Source organism: Brevibacterium permense, from assembly GCF_013280495.1.
GTDB lineage: Bacteria > Actinomycetota > Actinomycetes > Actinomycetales > Brevibacteriaceae > Brevibacterium > Brevibacterium permense.
Window position 1 is genome coordinate 124,384 of the sequence record NZ_JABSSX010000006.1, and the last position, 17,115, is coordinate 141,498.

Here is a 17,115-nt window from a genome sequence, read left to right on the forward strand (position 1 = left end):
CGGCCGAGCTGGGCAGGCGAGCCGGGCAGGCGTTGACCTCCCGAACTGTCGCGGTTCATGCTTGAACCTCAGATGAGGATGCACTCAAGCAGGCGGGGGAGCGGAATGGGTATCTGCGACGTCAATGGAGTGAGCCTCGGCGTCGACCAGTTCGGTGAGGCGGATGCGCCGCTGGTTCTCTGCCTCGGCGCCCCGACGATGCTGTCCTGGCCCGATGCTCTGTGCGAGCAGCTGGCAGAACAGGGGCGTCACGTTGTGCGCTGCGACCTCCGCGATGCCGGGGCCTCGAGCCATGGTGATCTCGAATCACCGGACTACACGCTGCGAGACCTCGCTGCTGACCTGCCGGATTATGATGAGGCGACGATGGGTCCGCTCTTCTCCCGTACGCAGCCGGACTGGACGGACGTCGACTCGGTGGCCGACTTTATAGCCGAAGGTGCACAGATCCTCGGCAATCCCCGGCTGCTGACCCTCGAGAACGCCTCGACCGTCGTACCGACCGCCGACATCCCCGAGGTTGCGGCAGCGATGGCAGCGCTCTGGGCGGACCGACGCAGACTGAGGCGATCAGTCGGTGCCAGGCGCGCCCGCCTCATCGTCGGGGGTTTCGACGATGCGGATCGGGCGCAGCTTCGCCCAGATGAGGAAGACGGCTGCGGCGATGATGAGGCCGATTCCGGTCCACAGGTTCGCATCGACCCCGCCGGTGCGCTCTGCTTCGTCAGGGGTGAAGCCGACGATTCCGGCGATCGTGAGGATGACGCCGAAGATCGCCAGCAGCGCACCGATGAAGTTGCGGACGTCGAAGGCGCCTGCGGTCTTGGTCAGTTCGTTGGATTTGCTCATGGGTCTCACTGGCTCCTTCAGCCGAATGTCACGTTGAGGATGATGACGAGCACCAGAGCGACACCCGCGACGGGCACGGGGCGCTTCCAGAACGGCGCCTTCGGTTCGCCGAGGTCCTCGAAATCGGACTTCGGGGTCTCCGAGTAGACGAGTCCGCGCAGCTCCGCGGCGGGCTTCGGCGTGGTGAACAGGGTGACGATCACCGACAGAACGATGTCGACGACGAACGCCGTGCTGGCCGCGAGGAATGCGGCACCCTGACCGGGCAGATCGAGGACTCCGGTCTCGGCGAGGATGAACACGAACACGGCCGAGATCGTGCCGCCGACGAGGCCGACCCAACCGGCGGTCGCCGACATCCGCTTCCAGAACATACCGAGGATGAACGTGGCGAACAGTGGGGCGTTGAAGAAGCCGAACAGCGTCTGCAGGTAGTCCATGAGGTTGGAGAAGTTGCCCGCGATGAGCGCTGTGAAGATCGCGACGACACAGGCACCGATCGTCGCCCACCGGCCGATCTTCAGGTAGTAGTCGTCTTCGCGGTCCTTGACCACGTACTGCTGCCACAGGTCATAGCTGAATACCGTGTTGAACGCGGAGATGTTCGCGGCCATACCGGCCATGAACGCGGCGAGGAGGCCGGCGATCGCCACACCGAGGAGACCGTTGGGCAGGACCTCGCGCATGAGCAGCAGGAGCGCATCGTTGTACGTCACGCCCGTCTGCTCCAGCGCGGTCGCCTCGTCGATGGAGGCCGAGATCTCCTTGAACTGCGTCATCTGCGGTACGAGTACCGCGGCGATCATGCCGGGAACGACGACGATGAAGGGGATGAGCATCTTCGGGAACGCGCCGATGATCGGGGTCAGGCGCGCTGCATTGATCGACTTCGAGGCCATAGCGCGCTGGACCTCGACGAAGTTCGTCGTCCAGTAGCCGAAGGAGAGGACGAAGCCGAGGCCGAAGACGATGCCGACGACCGAGAGCACGGGGTTGGAGAAGCCGGAGAGCTGCTCGCCGGGCCAGCTGCTCAGCTGTTCGGCGCCGAGCATTCCGTCATTGCTCACCCGGTCGACCAGCCCGTCCCAGCCGCCGACGCGGTTGAGGCCGATGAGGGTCAGCGGCAGGAGGGCCGCGACGATGACGAAGAACTGCAGCACCTCGTTGTAGATGGCCGCGCTCAGCCCGCCGAGGGTGATGTAGGACAGGACGATCGCGGCGGCGACGATGAGAGTGATCCACAGCGGCCAGCCGAGCAGGCGATTGACGATCGTGCCGAGCAGGAACAGGTTGACGCCGGCGATGAGCAGCTGTGCGACCGCGAAGGACAGCGCGTTGACGAGGTGAGCGCCCGTACCGAAGCGCTTGCGCATGAACTCCGGAACCGACCGGACCTTTGAACCGTAGTAGAACGGCATCATCACGACGCCGAGGAACAGCATCGCCGGGACCGCGCCGATCCAGAAGTAGTGCATCGTCGGCATGCCGTACTGGGCACCCGTGGCGGACATGCCCATGATCTCCACGGCGCCGAGGTTGGCCGAGACGAACGCGAGAGCCGTGACCCAAGCAGGCAGGCTCCGTCCGGAGAGGAGGAACTCGATGCTCGAGGAGATCCCGCGCTTGGCGAACCACCCGATGCCGAGGACGAAGATGAAGTAGATCGCTATCAGCAGATAGTCGATCCACTGTGCGTCCAAGCGGATTGCTTCCAAGGTTCCTCCAAATGCGTCAGTGCATCGCTTCGTAATGCGTCAGTGCAAGGCAGCGTGTGGTGTAAGACACCCGAGTGGACACTTTAGAGGATTGTGAGCCCGATCGCTAGTGATCGAACCTGAACAGTTTTGATCGTTTGCTGGCGAGGGTCAGACGACCTCGACCTCGACGCCCGCCTCGCGCAGGGCGGTGAGTTCGGATTCCTCGCTCTTCGAGTCGGTGATGAGCTGCTGGATTCGCTCGGTCGGAACGGTGAGCACCGATGAGCGGAGGCCGACCTTCGTATGATCGACGAGCGCGGTCACGCGTCCTGCCCCGGCGGCCATGGCCCGATCCGTATCGGCGACGGGGAACGCCGGTGTCGACAGGCCGAAGTCCGCGGCCAGTCCGTTCCCGGATAGGAAGACTGTGTCGGCGCGCAGGCCGAGCAGCTGAGACACCGTGCCGCCGCCGACGAAGGCCCGGATCGAATGGCGCAGCAGTCCGCCGACGACGATGACCTCGTTGTCGGGGGAGGAGACCATGGCCTCGGCGACGAGCAGCGAGTTCGTCACCACGCGCAGACCCGAGCGCGTCACGAGCTCCTTGGCCAACAGCTCTGTCGTCGTTCCCGGCCCGAGGGCCACGACATCGCCGTTGCGCACCTGCGTCGCCGCAGCGCGGGCGATCGCCGACTTCTCGGCCAGCGCCTGCTCGAGCTTCTCCGCATAGCTCGACTCCCGCGCGCTCGAGGCGAGGACGGCACCGCCGTGGGTGCGGATGAGTCTGCCCTCCTCGGCGAGCTGATCGAGGTCACGGCGAATGGTCACGGCCGAAGTATCGAGCTTCTCCGACAGGGAGGTGATGGAGACGGCGCCGTCTCTCTCGATCGTATCGACGATGATGTTGCGTCTCTGAGCGGCGATCATGGGGCCATAGTACAAGCCCGGTGGCTGGGCCGACTTCAAGGGCGGTGCACGACCGCGCGCCCGGAGTGATGATCCTCCAGGCCCGCGGTCACACCGTTCGCCGCTGGGCGAGGTGCGATGGGAGCAGAGTCGGACTCAGCCGCGCACGAGTGCCTCGGTCAGAGCACGCGCGGCGTCGATGACCGATTTCGCGTGCAGGCGGCCGGGCTGGCGGGTGAGCCGGTCGACCGGTCCGGAGATCGAAACGGCCGCGACCACCCGATTGCTCGGCCCGCGCACGGGAGCCGACACCGAGGCGACGCCCCGTTCGCGTTCGGCGATGGACTGGGCCCAGCCTCGGCGACGGACCCCGGAGAGCATAGTCGCGGAGAACCGGGCACCTCGCAGACCCGTGTGCAGGCGGTCTGGTTCCTCCCAGGCCAGCAGCACCTGAGCTGCAGAGCCGGCGCGCATCGACAGCGTCGCGCCGACCGGCACGGAGTCGCGCAGCCCCACGGGGCGTTCGGCCGCGGCCACGCACAGACGCAGATCGCCCTGACGGCGGAAGAGCTGAGCGGACTCGCCCGTCTGATCGCGCAGCTGACCGAGCACCGGCCCGGCCGCGGCCAACAGGCGGTCCTCGCCGGCGGCCGACGACAGTTCGGCCAGGCGCGGCCCGAGGACGAAACGTCCCTGAAGGTCGCGACCGACGATGCGGTGGAATTCGAGGGCAACAGCCAGGCGGTGCGCGGTGGGGCGTGCCAGTCCGGTCAGCGTCACCAGTTCGGCGAGAGAGGCGGGTCCGGCCTCAAGTGCGGAGAGAACCATTGCGGCCTTGTCGATGACCCCGACGCCGCTACCATTGCTTGTCATAGGCACCATTGTGCGCGTCTCAGTGGGCGAGATGCAAGTTCGCATTGCGATACGGCCGAGTAGATTTCGAATACGCACTCACTCCAGTGCACACATCGCAGTTCATCGACGCGCCGAACCTCGGCCCGTCAGGTCTACATCGGGTGCAGAGATCCCTGCACCGGCGGGAGGAACCATGCCACGCACATTGGCCGAGAAGGTCTGGGCCGATCACGTCGTCTCACTTGGTGCTGACGGTGCGCCGGACCTCATCTACATCGACCTCCACCTCGTCCACGAGGTGACCAGCCCGCAGGCCTTCGACGGACTCCGACTCGCCGGGCGCCCCGTGCGCCGCCCCGACCTCACCATCGCCACCGAGGACCACAACACCCCGACGTGGGACATCGACAAGCCGATCGCCGAACCGACCTCGGCCACGCAGATCAACACCCTGCGCAAGAACGCGCAAGAATTCGGCATCCGCCTGCACAGCCTCGGCGACGCCGACCAGGGCATCGTCCACGTCGTGGGACCGCAGCTGGGCCTGACCCAGCCGGGCACCACCGTCGTCTGCGGCGACTCGCACACCTCCACCCACGGTGCCTTCGGAGCGCTCGCCTTCGGCATCGGCACCTCCGAGGTCGAGCACGTCCTCGCCACGCAGACGCTCAGCCTCAAGCCCTTCAAGACGATGTCGATCACCGTCGACGGCGACCTGCCCGAAGGCTCGAGCGCCAAGGACATCATCCTCGCCATCATCGCGAAGATCGGCACCGGCGGGGGACAGGGCTACGTGCTCGAATACCGCGGCTCGGCCATCCGCCAGCTGTCCATGGAAGCCCGGATGACGATCTGCAACATGTCGATCGAAGCCGGTGCCCGCGCCGGAATGGTCGCCCCCGACGAGACGACCTTCGAGTACGTCAAGGGCCGTCCCCACGCCCCCGAAGGCGAAGACTGGGACGCCGCCGTCGAGTACTGGAAGACCCTCTACACCGACGAAGGCGCGGAATTCGACGCCGAGGTGGTCCTCAAGGCCGAAGACATCGAACCCTTCGTCACCTGGGGAACGAACCCCGGCCAGGGCCTGCCGCTGTCGGCGAGCGTGCCCAGCCCAGACGATTTCACCGACGAGAACGACAAGGCCGCCGCCGCCAATGCGCTGGCCTATATGGGCCTGACCCCGGGCACTCCGCTGCGCGAGATCGAAGTCGACACCGTGTTCCTCGGATCCTGCACGAACTCCCGGATCGAAGATCTCCGGGCCGCCGCCGAGGTGGTCCGCGGACGCAAGAAGGCCGACAACGTGCGCTTCATGGTCGTCCCCGGCTCCGCGAAGGTCCGGCTCCAGGCCGAAGAAGAGGGCCTCGACACCATCTTCAAGGACTTCGGCGGCGAATGGCGCTTCGCCGGCTGCTCGATGTGCTTAGGCATGAACCCGGACCAGCTGGCCGAAGGCGAACGCTGCGCCTCGACCTCGAACCGCAACTTCGAAGGCCGCCAGGGCAAGGGCGGTCGCACCCACCTCGTCTCGCCGCTCGTGGCCGCGGCCACCGCGGTGCGCGGCACGCTGTCGTCACCGGGCGACGTCGCAGACCTGCCGCGGGATGCCGAACCCGTGGAATGGGCCGACAATCGCCTGTCGCTGAACCTGACACCCGTCTCGGCGAACGACTGATAAGGAGGACGAGCCATGGAAGCTTTCACCACCCACACCGGCATCGGCGTTCCTCTGCGCCGATCCAATATCGACACCGACCAGATCATCCCCGCGAAGTTCCTCAAACGGGTCACCCGAACCGGCTTCGAGGACGCCCTGTTCTACCGCTGGCGAACCAACGACGACTTCGTCCTCAACGACCCCGATTTCGCATCCGGCTCCGTCCTCGTCGCCGGCCCCGACTTCGGCACCGGCTCCTCCCGCGAACACGCCGTCTGGGCGCTCAAGGACTACGGCTTCCGGGTCGTCCTGTCCTCCCGCTTCGGCGATATCTTCCGCGGCAACTCCGGCAAGGAGGGCCTGCTGGCCGCCCAGCTCGAACAGGCCGACATCGAACTCATCTGGAAGATCCTCGAGAACCATCCCGGCACCTCGATCACCGTCGACCTGAACGAGAAGACCGTGACGTGCGACACCGTCACCGTGTCCTTCCAGATCGACGACTACACGCGCTGGCGCCTGCTCGAAGGCCACGACGACATCAGCCTCACCCTGGCCAAGGAAGACGAGATCGTCGCCTACGAATCCTCCCGCTTCGCCTTCAAGCCGACGACCCTGCCCGCCAAGGTCTGACCCTCACCTAAGCCGGCCCACCCGCCCCGATCCACCCTCGCCGAGGATGCCCACCGTCACGTCCGGACGTGACCTCGGGGCCGCCTCGGCGAATCGGTGGGATACCGTCGGCTGGGTTAGTCTAGGACGGTGCCCGCAGCAATCGTGGGCACCGTCTCCGGGTGGCATCCCGCCCGGATCCGATCATCGGAATCAGGGAGGAACATGCTCGAAGTACGTGGGGGAAGTCCGCTGGACGGCACCGTCCGAGTCCGCGGCGCCAAGAACCTGGTGCCCAAGGCGATGGTGGCCTCTCTGCTCGGTGAGACCCCGTCCGTGCTGCGCGGCGTGCCCAACATCCGCGATGTCGAGATCGTCACCGGACTCCTCGAACTCCACGGAGTCCGCGTCACCTCCGGTCCCGACGGGGACCAGCCCGACGGCGAACTCCACCTCGATCCGGCCGATGTGGCTCAGGGCTCCATCGTCGACATCGACGCCCACGCCGGATCCTCCCGGATCCCGATCCTCTTCTGCGGACCTCTCCTGCACAGCCTCGGTCAGGCGTTCATCCCCGACCTCGGCGGCTGCCATATCGGCGACCGCCCCATCAACTTCCACCTCGATGTGCTCCGCAAGTTCGGAGCCGAGGTCGACAAGACCCCCGGCGGCATCATGCTCAAGGCGCACAGCCGCCTGCAGGGCACCAAGGTCGAACTGCCCTACCCCTCCGTCGGAGCCACCGAGCAGGTGCTGCTGACCGCGGTCCGCTCCGAAGGTGTGACCGAGCTGCGGGGAGCGGCCATCGAGCCGGAGATCATGGACCTCATCGCGCTGCTGCAGAAGATGGGCGCGATCATCACCGTCGACACCGACCGCGTGGTGCGCATCGAAGGCGTCGACACCCTCCGCGGGTTCATCCACCGCGCCCTGCCCGACCGCAACGAGACCGCATCCTGGGCCTCGGCAGCACTGGCCACCGGCGGAGAGATCTTCGTCGAAGGCGCCAGCCAGCCGGAGCTCATCACGTTCCTCAACGTGTTCCGCAAGATCGGCGGCGAATTCGATGTGCAGGAGAACGGCATCCGCTTCCGCCACCCCGGCGGCAAACTCCGATCCTTCGCTCTCGAGACCGACGTCCACCCTGGCTTCATGACCGACTGGCAGCAGCCGCTGGTCGTCGCGATGACTCAGGCCGAAGGTCTGTCGATCATCCACGAGACCGTGTATGAGAACCGGTTCGGCTTCACCGACGCCCTGCGCGATATGGGTGCGCAGATCCAGCTCTACCGCGAATGCCTCGGCGGCACCCCCTGCCGCTTCGGACGGATGAACTACCAGCATTCGGCGGTCGTGTCGGGACCCACCGACCTCAAAGGCACCCGCATCGACGTGCCTGATCTGCGCGGCGGCTTCAGCCACCTCATCGCCGCACTCGCCGCCCAGGGCACGAGCGAAGTCCACGGCATCGAGCTGATCAACCGCGGATACGAGAACTTCCTCGATAAGCTCATCGGACTCGGTGCCGAGGTCTCCGCATGAGCGCCGACATCGAACCGGACGCGAACGACCACGATCTCGTCTCCTTCGACCCCGCCTCGGTGCGTTCCCAGAACCGGGCCGGCACCGTCGCCGCCACAGCGGCCTTCGGGCTCATGCGCACGGCTACGAAGATGAGCGTGCGGGGAGTCGAGCACCTGCCGCCGGCCGGCACCGGCATCATCGTCGCCGCCTACCATGCCAACCATCTCGACCCGATCCTCGTGGGGCTGGCGCTGAAGCGCAACGGTCGGATGCCGCACTTCCTCGCGAAGTCGACGCTGTTCACCGGCGTGCTCGGCAAGATCCTCAAGACCATCGGGCAGATCCCGGTGCTGCGCGCCTCGGCCTCGGCCGGCGACTCCCTCGAATACGCGAAGGACGCCCTGGCCCATGGCCAGACCGTCGTCATCTACCCCGAGGGCACGCTGACGAAGGACCCCGAGCTGTGGCCCCAGCACTTCAAGACCGGCACCGCTCGACTGGCATTGGAGACCGGAGCCCCGATCATCCCCGTCGCCCACTGGGGACTGGACACGGTCTACCCACGTGGGCAGAAGAAGGTCCGCTTCCGCCCCTTCAGCCATGACACTGTCGTGGCGTTCGGCCCCGCCATCGACTATACGGACCTGTGGGAGCACCGGGATGAGAAGAAGACGATGGGAGTCCTCTCCCAGCGCGTGAAGAACACCGTGGCGGCGATGGTGGCCGAACTGTCCGAACGCGAACTGCCGCAGCGTTTCTCAGCTAAGGAGACAGGTGAATGAGCGTCGACAAGATCACCGTCCTCGGAGCCGGTTCGTGGGGAACCACCTACGCCGCGGTCATCGCCGACGCCGGATACCCCGTCACCCTGTGGGCCCGCCGTCCCGAGGTCGCCGAAGAGATCAACTCCACGCACACCAACGAGCGCTACCTGGGCGAGCGAGTCCTGCCCGAAGGTCTGAGCGCGACCGCTGACGATATCGCCGCGGTCACCGACGCCGAGGTCATCGTCCTCGCCGTCCCCGCCCAGACCCTGCGGGAGAACCTCACCCGGTGGAAGCCGCATCTGCGTGAGGGCGTGAAGCTCGTGAGCCTGATGAAGGGCATCGAAGTCGACACCGGCAAACGCATGTCCGAGGTCATCGCCGAGGTCGCCGAGGTCGACGAATCCCAGATCGCCGTCGTCTCCGGACCCAATCTGGCGCGTGAGATCGCCGACCGGCAGCCCACCGCCACCGTCGTCGCGTCCTCCGACATCACCACCGCCGAGGTGGTCGCGGAGATCAGCGCGAACGCGTACTTCCGCCCGTATACGAACACCGACGTCGTCGGCGTCGAGATCGGCGGAGCGATCAAGAACATCATCGCCCTGTCCGTGGGCATCGCCGACGGACAGAAGCTCGGCGACAATTCCAAGGCGTCGATCATCACCCGCGGGCTCGCCGAAACCTCTCGCCTGGCCGCGGCCATGGGCGCCGGGGCGCACACCCTGTCCGGACTCGCCGGGCTCGGCGACCTCGTGGCCACCTGCGCCTCGCCCTTGTCGCGCAATCGCACCTTCGGGCGCCACCTCGGTGAGGGGATGAGCCTCGAGGACGTCATCGCCCACACCTCACAGACGGCCGAAGGCGTGAAATCCGCTCCTGCCGTCCTCGCCCTGGGTCGACGCAACGGCGTCGACCTCCCCATCACCGAGGCGGTCTGTGCGGTTCTCAGCGGAAAGCTGCAGGTTGACGAACTCGCCGGATTGCTGTTGTCTCGGAAGCGTAAGCACGAAGGACCACCTGCTTGAGCCACATCGAATCTCAGGCACCCGCTGGAAAACTAGGAGCACTCATGAGCGCCAACTCACCGTTCTTCAACCTTCCCGAACTTCCCACCTTCACGCTGACGAGCACCGACATCGAAGACGGTGGGGTGCTCACCGGCCCCCAGCTCTCCGGCGCCATGGGCGTGCCCGGCGGTGAGGACGTCTCTCCGCAGCTGTCCTGGTCCGGGTTCCCCGAAGAGACCAAGGCCTTCGCCGTGACCTGCTACGACCCCGACGCTCCCACCGGTTCGGGCTTCTGGCACTGGGTCGTCACGGACCTCGACGCCTCGGTGACGAGCCTCGAGACCAACGCCGGCGACCCGGCCGCCGACCTCCTGCCCAGCGGAGCCGTGACCCTGCGCAACGACGCCGGCGAACCCCGCTTCGTCGGTGCCGCCCCACCGGAGGGCCATGGACCGCACCGCTACTTCTTCATCGTCACCGCCCTGGCCGAACCGCTGGGCATCGACGAATCCGCAACACCTGCCTTCGCCGGCTTCAACATGTTCTTCAAGGGCATCGGCCGGGCGTGGCTGGAATGCACGTACGAGGCCAAGTGAGCTAAAGTCTTTCAGTCCGCGCACACCTGACCCGCTGTGCGCACCCGTGTCCGGTCCGAGGGCACGGGAGTACCACTTCAGCAAGGAAACTCATGGCAGACAACGATCACCGGCCCCTTGTCGCAGTCCTCTTCGGAGGCCGTTCGAGCGAGCACTCCGTCAGCTGCGTCACCGCGGCCGGTGTGATCGGTGCCATCGACGCCGATGCCTTCGACGTACTGCCGATCGGCATCACGAAGACCGGTGTGTGGCGGGTCGTCGACGACTGGGCGAGCATGCGCTTCGACCCGGACAACATGCCTGAGGTCACGGACAACGGCACCGAGGTGATCCCTCCGGTCTCCGCCGACGGGTCACCGCTGCTGCACCGTGATGCCGAGGGCAATTACACCGAACTGGGTGCGGTCGACGTATTCTTCCCACTCCTGCACGGACGCTTCGGTGAGGACGGAACCCTGCAGGGACTGTTCGAACTCAGCGATACCGCATTCGTCGGTTCCGGAGTGTTCTCCTCCGCCGCGAGCATGGACAAGCACTACACGAAGTCACTCATGGCCCACGCCGGAATCCCCACCTGCCCGTGGGAGCTCGTGACCGAGACGATGTGGGCCGCAGACCGCGCGGAGGCGGAGAAGCGAGTGGCCGCGCTCGGCCTGCCCGTGTTCGTCAAACCCGCCCGGGCCGGATCGTCCATGGGAGTCAGCCGGGTCGCCGAGGTTGCCGACCTCGAAGCCGCCCTGCTCGGCGCCTTCGAGCACGACTCCAAGGTCATCGTCGAACCCGAGGTCAGTGGTCGTGAGGTCGAATGCGCCGTGCTCGGTTCCGTCTATGACACGGAGCTGCGAGTGTCCTCTCCCGGAGAGATCCGGGTCAGCGGCGACCACTCCTTCTACGATTTCGACGCCAAGTACCTCGACCTTGCCGCCGCGGAGGTCACCTGTCCGGCCGATCTCGACGAGACGGTGACCGCCCGGGTTCAGGAGCTGGCCGCCTCGGTGTTCCGTCTCTTCGACTGCACCGGTCTGGCCCGCGTCGACACCTTCGTCACGGACACCGGCGAGGTCGTCATCAACGAACTCAACACCCTGCCCGGGTTCACCCCAACCTCGGCGTACCCGTTCATGTGGGCGCAGTCGGGACTCGAGTATTCCGAACTCATCGGCGAACTCATCTCGATCGCCCTGATCGACCACGCCCGCGCGAAGTAGGCACACGGGCCCCGGAGCTATCGCGTCCGCGGAGCAGCCGCGTCTTCGGCGCTCTAGCCGGCGATGTCCTCGGCGCCGACGCACTCGTTCTCCGGAGGGAACTTCGACAGGGTCGGTGAGATCGCGGCGAGCACGTCATTGCCTGACTCGGCCTTGCGGTTGACGAGCACCTCGACGGCGGGGGTTCGCCCGTAGCTGGTGAACCTCCACGTCGAATCATCATCCTCGACCGGCTTCGAGATCCAATCGACCCCGGACACGCTCACGCATTGATCCGTCGTCGGGCCGGGAGGAGTGACTCCGCAGCGCAGCACCGCGACGTTGGGATCTCCCCAGGCCTTCGTGCCCTGCGAGGAAGTCGTGCGTGCCTTCTCACCCGAGATCTCATCGGGCAGGGTGAGCAGGATGTCGGCACACTTCGGATTCGCTGCGTCCTTGGCCGGTTCGACGATGACGGTGCGCGAACACCCGGTCACTGCCAGACCGGTGAGCACCGTGGCCAGAGCGATGAAGGTGAGAGAACGACGACGGTGCGCGGGCCGAGCGCTGCGGCGCGTCGAAGCAGGGCGAGATCTCATAGGACTACCGTATCGCCCGATAACCTGGAGCCATGACCCGACTGTCCGAACTTGGCGAATCACACATCATCTCCCGCGTGCTGGGCCGCAATCCCAGCAGCGCACACGTGATCGTCGGACCCGGAGACGATGCGGCAGTGACCGCACCGGAAGGTCGACTCGTCTCGACCGCGGACATGCTCGTGGAGAACGAGGACTTCACTCGCGAGTGGTTGGACTGGACGAAGCTCGGAGTCAAGGCAGCGGCCCAGAACCTCGCCGACGTCTGCGCCATGGGGGCGACCCCGCACGGACTGCTCGTCTCCGTCGCCGTCCCCGATGACACAGACATCGCAGACCTCGAGGCCCTGTACACCGGACTCTTCGACGAAGCAGAACGAGCAGGGGCGGCTTTGGACTGCACAGTGCCGATCATCGGCGGGGACCTGTCGTCCTCGGGCCTCATCGTCATCGCCATCACCGCACTCGGAACCGTGGGGGAGGAGCTCGCGATTCTGCGCTCCGGCGCCCGGCCTGGGGACGGGCTCTTCTTAGCCGGGTCCGTCGGTCGGGCGGCCGCCGGACTCGACCTGCTCTTCGCCGGAGCGCGACCTGACACCGCCGGACCGCAACTCCGCTCGCTCATCGACACCCAGCTGGCGCCACAGCCTGACTACGGTGCGCTGCGCACGGTCGGGCCTGCCTCGGCGATGATCGACGTCTCCGACGGGCTCAGCCTCGACCTCGCCCGGGTGGCGACCGCCTCGGGGGTGGGAATCGAGCTTGACCGTTCCCTTTTGCGCGACCTCATCGACCCGCTGCTGCCCGCAGCCGAATTCGTCCTCGAAACACGGGCGACGGGCGGTGCGCCGGACGCGGACGGTGGGGCCGATTACGCCACGGCCTCCGAGGATCTGGCGCTGTCCTGGGTGCTCGACGGGGGTGAGGACCACGGCTTCGCCGCGTCTGCGCCGCCTGCCGCCGTGCCTGGAGTAGGCTGGCGGAGAATCGGTGAGATCCGCACCGGACACGATGTCAGCCTCGACGGCACGCCCGTGCCGGCGAGCGGTTTCAGCCATTTCGGGAAGTGACATGAGCAACGCCATCAGCCTCAACGGTCGTTTGGCCGCCCGCTGGGCCCGCCGTGCGGTCGACCGGCTGCGCAAGGAACGCACCGAGATCGACGAGCTCAACGTCTTCCCAGTCCCCGACGGCGACACCGGCACGAACATGTACCACACCCTGCGCGCCGCCTATCTCGCCGTCGAAGAACTCACCGGCCCCGTCACCCTCCCACAGGTCGTCGCGGCACTGGCCGCCGGAGCCGGACGCGGTGCGCGCGGCAACTCCGGACTCATCCTCGCCGTCGCTCTGCAGGGAGTCGCCGATGCCCTGGCCGGAGTCACCGTGGCCACCGCCGACGCCATGGCCACCGCCCTGGAGACCGCGTCCGACCGGGCGCGGGCCGCCGTCGCCCGACCCGTCGACGGCACCATGCTCACTGTGCTCGACGCCATGGCCACCGAGGCCCGTGAGCAATCCGACGACGGAGCCTCCCTGATCGACGTCATCGCGGCCGTGCGGGAACGCTCCCGGTCGGCGCTGCGCGAAACCACCGGACAGCTCACCGTGCTGCGCGAAGCCGAGGTCGTCGACGCCGGATCGACGGGCATCGTCGAACTCTTCGACCTCCTCTACGCCACCGTCACCGGCCGCACTCCCCAGGATTCGATGCTCGCCGAGGTGGCCCGCGCCCCGAAGATCATCCACGAAGCCACCGCCGACGAACTCGAGATCGTGGCCATCCTCGCCGACACCCCCGCGGACGCGCTCGCCGAGGATCTCGACCGCCTCGGCGGGACCTCCATCGTCATCAACGCGGCCAAGGTCCACGTCCACGTCGCCGACGAAACGACCGCCGCGACCGTCATCGACCGCCTCGGCGAATATGGGATCGCCCGGCTCGATATGGAAGACCTGCGGATGCACGAGGAGGAGGGCGAGACGAAGCTCATCGCCCTGGTCAAGGGCACGGGACTGCTCATGCACACCGCGCTCAACGGGGCCACGGCGCTGACCCCGGAGGTGGGAGACCTGTTCGAGACGATGTCCGAACTCATCGCCGCCGAGGACCGGGAGGTCATCGTAATCCCCAGCTCCACCTCGGCGCTGAAGTCTCTGAGCGGCCTGGGGGCGCACGTCGTGCGCTCCCGCAACGTCGGCACCCTGCTCTCGGCGCTGGCCGTCTACGATCCCTTCGCTCCGGCGGGGGAGATCTTCGCGGATATGACCGAAGCGGCCGCGGGCACGAGGGTGGGCACGATCTACTCGGCCGATCAGCTCGCCACCGACCCTCCGACGGGGATGCTGCCGGTGATCCGCGAGGACGAAGGATCGACGGCGAGCGCGGGAGCCTCTTCGGGGGCATTGGATCGTTCCGGTCCGAGCGGGGGCACGGCAGTGGCGGCTCATCCGGCGCAGTTCTACCGGGTCTTCATCGAAGGCCGCGCGAAGACCCAGAGCACGGAGCTGCGGACCCTGGTCGAGAAGCTCGCCGATCGACTGCTCGGGGCCGGAGGAGAGCTGCTCACCGTCGTCCACGGACCCGACTGCGCTCCGGAGGTGCTCGACCACCTGCGGGACTGGATCCAGAAATCGCATGAGACCGTCCACTTCCAGGACATCGATGCCAGAGATTCCGGGGTCCTCGTGATCATGGGGGTCGAATGACGACTCGGCTCGAAGACAACTTCCGGCCGGCCGATCGGAAGAACCTCGCCAAGCGCGGGGTGCATTCGGTCACCGACCTGCTCCGATTCTTCCCGCGGCGCTACCTCGTGCCCGGGGAGCGCACGGAACTCGGCGGCCTGCCGCTGGGGGAGACCGCGATCATCCAGGCCGAAGTCATCAAGGTGGAGACGCGGCGGATGAAGCAGCGGAAAGGCACGATCACCGAGGTCATCGTCCATGACGGGAAGCAGTCGATGAAGATCGCGTTCTTCAACCAGCACTGGTTGGAGAAGGCGCTGAAGCCGGGACTGACCGTCGTCTTCGGCGGCAAGGTGGAATCGTTCCGCGGGCAGCTGACCCTGGCGTCTCCGGTATGGCTCAACCGCACCGAGGATGACCACGAGTGGACACCCGAGGACCTCAACTCGCCGTTCCCCATCTACCCGGCTGTTAAGAAGATCGCGCAGTCCCGGCTGTGGAGTTCGATCAAGACCCTGCTCACCGTCGCTGGGCCCGAGGAGTTCGAGGACCCGCTGCCGAAGGGACTGCGGGAGGCACATGAACTTCCGGATCTGCGCACAGCGCTGGAGGACATGCACCGGCCGCGGAAGATCGAGGACGTCGAACTGGCCCGGCTGCGGTGGAAATGGGAAGAGGCGCTCGCCCTGCAGACCGAATTCGCCGCCCGCAAAGCGACTCTGGCCGCGGAGAAGGCGACGCCGCTGCTCACGCAGGGGACGAAGAGCCGCCGCTTCGACGAAAACCTGCCCTTCACCCTCACCGCATCCCAGGTCAGGGTCGGTGAGGAGATCGCCGAGGACATGGCCGCAGACCGGCCGATGCACCGGCTCCTGCACGGTGACGTCGGTTCGGGTAAGACCCTTGTGGCACTGCGAGCCATGCTCACCGCGGTCGACTCCGGTGCCCAGGCCGCCATGCTCGCCCCCACCGAGGTGCTCGCCACTCAGCATTTCCATTCGATCCAGACATTCCTCGATGAGCAGATGGCGCTGTCGCCGCTGCTGTCCGACGACGACCAGGTGACGGTGGCGCTGATGACCGGGTCGATGCCGGCGAAGGACCGTCGCGAACTCGCGCTCGACCTCGTCGCCGGCAACATCGACATCGTCGTCGGCACGCATGCACTGCTGTCGGAGTCGACGATGTTCTCAGATCTCGGTCTCATCGTCGTCGACGAACAGCACCGCTTCGGTGTCGAACAGCGGGAAGCGCTGCGCGCGAAGGGCGGGGACACGACGCCGCACACTCTCGTGATGTCGGCGACGCCGATCCCGCGCACCGTGGCGATGACGGTCTTCGCCGACCTCGATATCTCGACCTTGAAGGAGATGCCGGCCGGGCCGAAGGACATCGCCACCCATGTGGTGCCGATCGTCGACCAGCCTAAGTGGTACGTCCGGGTGCGGGAGCGCATGCGGCAGACCGTCGAGGCTGGGAAGGGAGTCTTCGTCGTCTTCCCACGGATCGAACCGACGGACATCGAAGATCCGGAGTCCGGGGACGTCGTCGGACAGAAGCAGGGCATCGAGGACATCACGCGGAAGCTGTCTGAGACCCCGGAACTGGCTGGTCTGAAGTTCGGTCTGCTGCATGGGCGGATGTCGACGGCGGAGAAGGATCGGGTGCTCGCGGACTTCGTCAAAGGCGACATCGAGATCCTCGTCTCGACGACGGTCATCGAGGTCGGCGTCGACGTGGCGAGGGCGACGATGATGGTCATCATCGAAGCCGAGAACTTCGGTGTCGCACAGCTGCACCAGCTGCGCGGACGCGTCGGACGTGACGGCAGCTCGGCCCTGTGCTTCCTGCTCACAGAGATGAGTGCTGAGGATGAGAGCTATGGACGGCTGCAGGCGGTGGCCGAGACGCTCGACGGTTTCACTTTGGCCGAATACGATCTAGACGCCCGAGGCGAAGGCGATGTGCTCAGCGGCTCGCAGTGGGGCGGATCGTCGCTGCGGCATCTGTCGATCCTCCGCGACTCCGAGATGGTCGCCGAAGCGAAGACGATCGCTGAGCAGATCGTCGCCATCGACCCCACACTTGAGGCGGTGCCCGCGCTCAAGGCCTTCATCAGGCGCGTCCTGCCCGAGGACGACGCCCACTTCATCGAGGCAGGCTGAGGG

At 66.5% G+C, this 17,115-nt stretch carries 16 protein-coding genes; 10 read left to right on the top strand and 6 right to left on the bottom strand.

Annotation, left to right across the window (positions count from 1 at the left end):
- Nucleotides 1-84 precede the first annotated feature (84 nt).
- The 5 genes from HK353_RS10525 to HK353_RS10545 all read right to left on the bottom strand — a co-directional run bounded on the left by HK353_RS10525 (nucleotide 85) and on the right by HK353_RS10545 (nucleotide 4,325).
- Nucleotides 85-294: a hypothetical protein gene (locus tag HK353_RS10525; protein WP_173155920.1), complete on the bottom strand. Its 210-nt coding sequence runs from the start codon at nucleotides 292-294 to the stop codon at nucleotides 85-87.
- A gap of 276 nt (nucleotides 295-570) precedes the next feature.
- Nucleotides 571-849 carry a hypothetical protein gene (locus HK353_RS10530; protein ID WP_173155922.1) on the bottom strand — a complete coding sequence of 93 codons (279 nt, stop codon included), beginning with the start codon at nucleotides 847-849 and terminating at the stop codon, nucleotides 571-573.
- 17 nt (nucleotides 850-866) lie between these two features.
- Nucleotides 867-2,564 carry a sodium:solute symporter family protein gene (locus HK353_RS10535; RefSeq protein WP_173155924.1) on the bottom strand — a complete coding sequence of 566 codons (1,698 nt, stop codon included), beginning with the start codon at nucleotides 2,562-2,564 and terminating at the stop codon, nucleotides 867-869.
- 150 nt (nucleotides 2,565-2,714) lie between these two features.
- Nucleotides 2,715-3,473, bottom strand: a complete 759-nt coding sequence (locus HK353_RS10540) for a DeoR/GlpR family DNA-binding transcription regulator (RefSeq protein ID WP_173155926.1) — start codon at nucleotides 3,471-3,473, stop codon at nucleotides 2,715-2,717.
- A 135-nt stretch (nucleotides 3,474-3,608) separates the two neighbouring features.
- Nucleotides 3,609-4,325, bottom strand: a complete 717-nt coding sequence (locus HK353_RS10545; RefSeq protein WP_173155928.1) for an IclR family transcriptional regulator — start codon at nucleotides 4,323-4,325, stop codon at nucleotides 3,609-3,611.
- Nucleotides 4,326-4,500: 175 nt separating this feature from the next.
- Between HK353_RS10545 and leuC the strand changes: the two genes are divergently transcribed.
- From leuC to HK353_RS10580, 7 genes are all read left to right on the top strand, one after another.
- A complete protein-coding gene (leuC, locus tag HK353_RS10550) occupies nucleotides 4,501-5,985 on the top strand; it encodes a 3-isopropylmalate dehydratase large subunit (RefSeq protein ID WP_173155930.1) in 1,485 nt (494 codons plus the stop codon).
- 15 nt (nucleotides 5,986-6,000) lie between these two features.
- On the top strand, nucleotides 6,001-6,600 hold the full coding sequence (gene leuD / locus HK353_RS10555; RefSeq protein ID WP_139908461.1) for a 3-isopropylmalate dehydratase small subunit: 600 nt from the start codon (nucleotides 6,001-6,003) through the stop codon (nucleotides 6,598-6,600).
- 204 nt (nucleotides 6,601-6,804) lie between these two features.
- A complete protein-coding gene (gene murA, locus HK353_RS10560) occupies nucleotides 6,805-8,121 on the top strand; it encodes a UDP-N-acetylglucosamine 1-carboxyvinyltransferase (protein WP_173156059.1) in 1,317 nt (438 codons plus the stop codon).
- The gene (locus HK353_RS10565) at nucleotides 8,118-8,885 is read left to right on the top strand and encodes a lysophospholipid acyltransferase family protein (protein ID WP_173155932.1); all 768 of its coding nucleotides are present in this window, start codon (nucleotides 8,118-8,120) and stop codon (nucleotides 8,883-8,885) included. Before murA ends, HK353_RS10565 begins: the two co-directional genes overlap by 4 nt.
- A complete protein-coding gene (locus tag HK353_RS10570) occupies nucleotides 8,882-9,895 on the top strand; it encodes an NAD(P)H-dependent glycerol-3-phosphate dehydrogenase (RefSeq protein WP_173155934.1) in 1,014 nt (337 codons plus the stop codon). Before HK353_RS10565 ends, HK353_RS10570 begins: the two co-directional genes overlap by 4 nt.
- 44 nt (nucleotides 9,896-9,939) lie before the next feature.
- Nucleotides 9,940-10,473 carry a YbhB/YbcL family Raf kinase inhibitor-like protein gene (locus HK353_RS10575; RefSeq protein ID WP_101544574.1) on the top strand — a complete coding sequence of 178 codons (534 nt, stop codon included), beginning with the start codon at nucleotides 9,940-9,942 and terminating at the stop codon, nucleotides 10,471-10,473.
- Between the two features lie 92 nt (nucleotides 10,474-10,565).
- Nucleotides 10,566-11,681 carry a D-alanine--D-alanine ligase family protein gene (locus tag HK353_RS10580; RefSeq protein WP_173155936.1) on the top strand — a complete coding sequence of 372 codons (1,116 nt, stop codon included), beginning with the start codon at nucleotides 10,566-10,568 and terminating at the stop codon, nucleotides 11,679-11,681.
- Nucleotides 11,682-11,734: 53 nt separating this feature from the next.
- Here HK353_RS10580 and HK353_RS10585 read toward each other — a convergent pair whose 3' ends face one another.
- Complete coding sequence (locus HK353_RS10585) at nucleotides 11,735-12,259, bottom strand: DUF3515 domain-containing protein (RefSeq protein WP_173155938.1); 525 nt, start codon at nucleotides 12,257-12,259, stop codon at nucleotides 11,735-11,737.
- Nucleotides 12,260-12,291: 32 nt separating this feature from the next.
- Here HK353_RS10585 and thiL point away from each other — a divergent pair, with 32 nt between their 5' ends.
- Genes thiL through HK353_RS10600 form a run of 3 tightly spaced genes read left to right on the top strand, consistent with a single transcriptional unit; the run spans nucleotide 12,292 to nucleotide 17,112 of the window.
- Nucleotides 12,292-13,329, top strand: coding sequence for a thiamine-phosphate kinase (gene thiL, locus HK353_RS10590; RefSeq protein WP_173155940.1), 1,038 nt, complete (start codon nucleotides 12,292-12,294; stop codon nucleotides 13,327-13,329).
- Nucleotide 13,330: 1 nt separating this feature from the next.
- Complete coding sequence (locus HK353_RS10595; RefSeq protein WP_173155942.1) at nucleotides 13,331-14,968, top strand: DAK2 domain-containing protein; 1,638 nt, start codon at nucleotides 13,331-13,333, stop codon at nucleotides 14,966-14,968.
- Nucleotides 14,965-17,112 carry an ATP-dependent DNA helicase RecG gene (locus tag HK353_RS10600; RefSeq protein WP_173155944.1) on the top strand — a complete coding sequence of 716 codons (2,148 nt, stop codon included), beginning with the start codon at nucleotides 14,965-14,967 and terminating at the stop codon, nucleotides 17,110-17,112. Before HK353_RS10595 ends, HK353_RS10600 begins: the two co-directional genes overlap by 4 nt.
- Nucleotides 17,113-17,115: the final 3 nt, after the last annotated feature.

Excerpts from the sequence above, each read along its gene's own strand:
- HK353_RS10540 (WP_173155926.1), bottom strand. The coding sequence starts at position 3,473 with ATGATCGCCGCTCAGAGACGCAACATCATCGTCGATACGATCGAGAGA.
- HK353_RS10595 (WP_173155942.1), top strand. The coding sequence starts at position 13,331 with ATGAGCAACGCCATCAGCCTCAACGGTCGTTTGGCCGCCCGCTGGGCC.
- HK353_RS10530 (WP_173155922.1), bottom strand. The coding sequence starts at position 849 with ATGAGCAAATCCAACGAACTGACCAAGACCGCAGGCGCCTTCGACGTC.
- HK353_RS10580 (WP_173155936.1), top strand. The coding sequence starts at position 10,566 with ATGGCAGACAACGATCACCGGCCCCTTGTCGCAGTCCTCTTCGGAGGC.
- HK353_RS10600 (WP_173155944.1), top strand. The coding sequence starts at position 14,965 with ATGACGACTCGGCTCGAAGACAACTTCCGGCCGGCCGATCGGAAGAAC.
- HK353_RS10545 (WP_173155928.1), bottom strand. The coding sequence starts at position 4,325 with ATGACAAGCAATGGTAGCGGCGTCGGGGTCATCGACAAGGCCGCAATG.
- HK353_RS10575 (WP_101544574.1), top strand. The coding sequence starts at position 9,940 with ATGAGCGCCAACTCACCGTTCTTCAACCTTCCCGAACTTCCCACCTTC.
- HK353_RS10585 (WP_173155938.1), bottom strand. The coding sequence starts at position 12,259 with ATGAGATCTCGCCCTGCTTCGACGCGCCGCAGCGCTCGGCCCGCGCAC.
- murA (WP_173156059.1), top strand. The coding sequence starts at position 6,805 with ATGCTCGAAGTACGTGGGGGAAGTCCGCTGGACGGCACCGTCCGAGTC.
- thiL (WP_173155940.1), top strand. The coding sequence starts at position 12,292 with ATGACCCGACTGTCCGAACTTGGCGAATCACACATCATCTCCCGCGTG.
- HK353_RS10570 (WP_173155934.1), top strand. The coding sequence starts at position 8,882 with ATGAGCGTCGACAAGATCACCGTCCTCGGAGCCGGTTCGTGGGGAACC.
- HK353_RS10525 (WP_173155920.1), bottom strand. The coding sequence starts at position 294 with ATGGCTCGAGGCCCCGGCATCGCGGAGGTCGCAGCGCACAACGTGACG.
- leuC (WP_173155930.1), top strand. The coding sequence starts at position 4,501 with ATGCCACGCACATTGGCCGAGAAGGTCTGGGCCGATCACGTCGTCTCA.
- leuD (WP_139908461.1), top strand. The coding sequence starts at position 6,001 with ATGGAAGCTTTCACCACCCACACCGGCATCGGCGTTCCTCTGCGCCGA.
- HK353_RS10565 (WP_173155932.1), top strand. The coding sequence starts at position 8,118 with ATGAGCGCCGACATCGAACCGGACGCGAACGACCACGATCTCGTCTCC.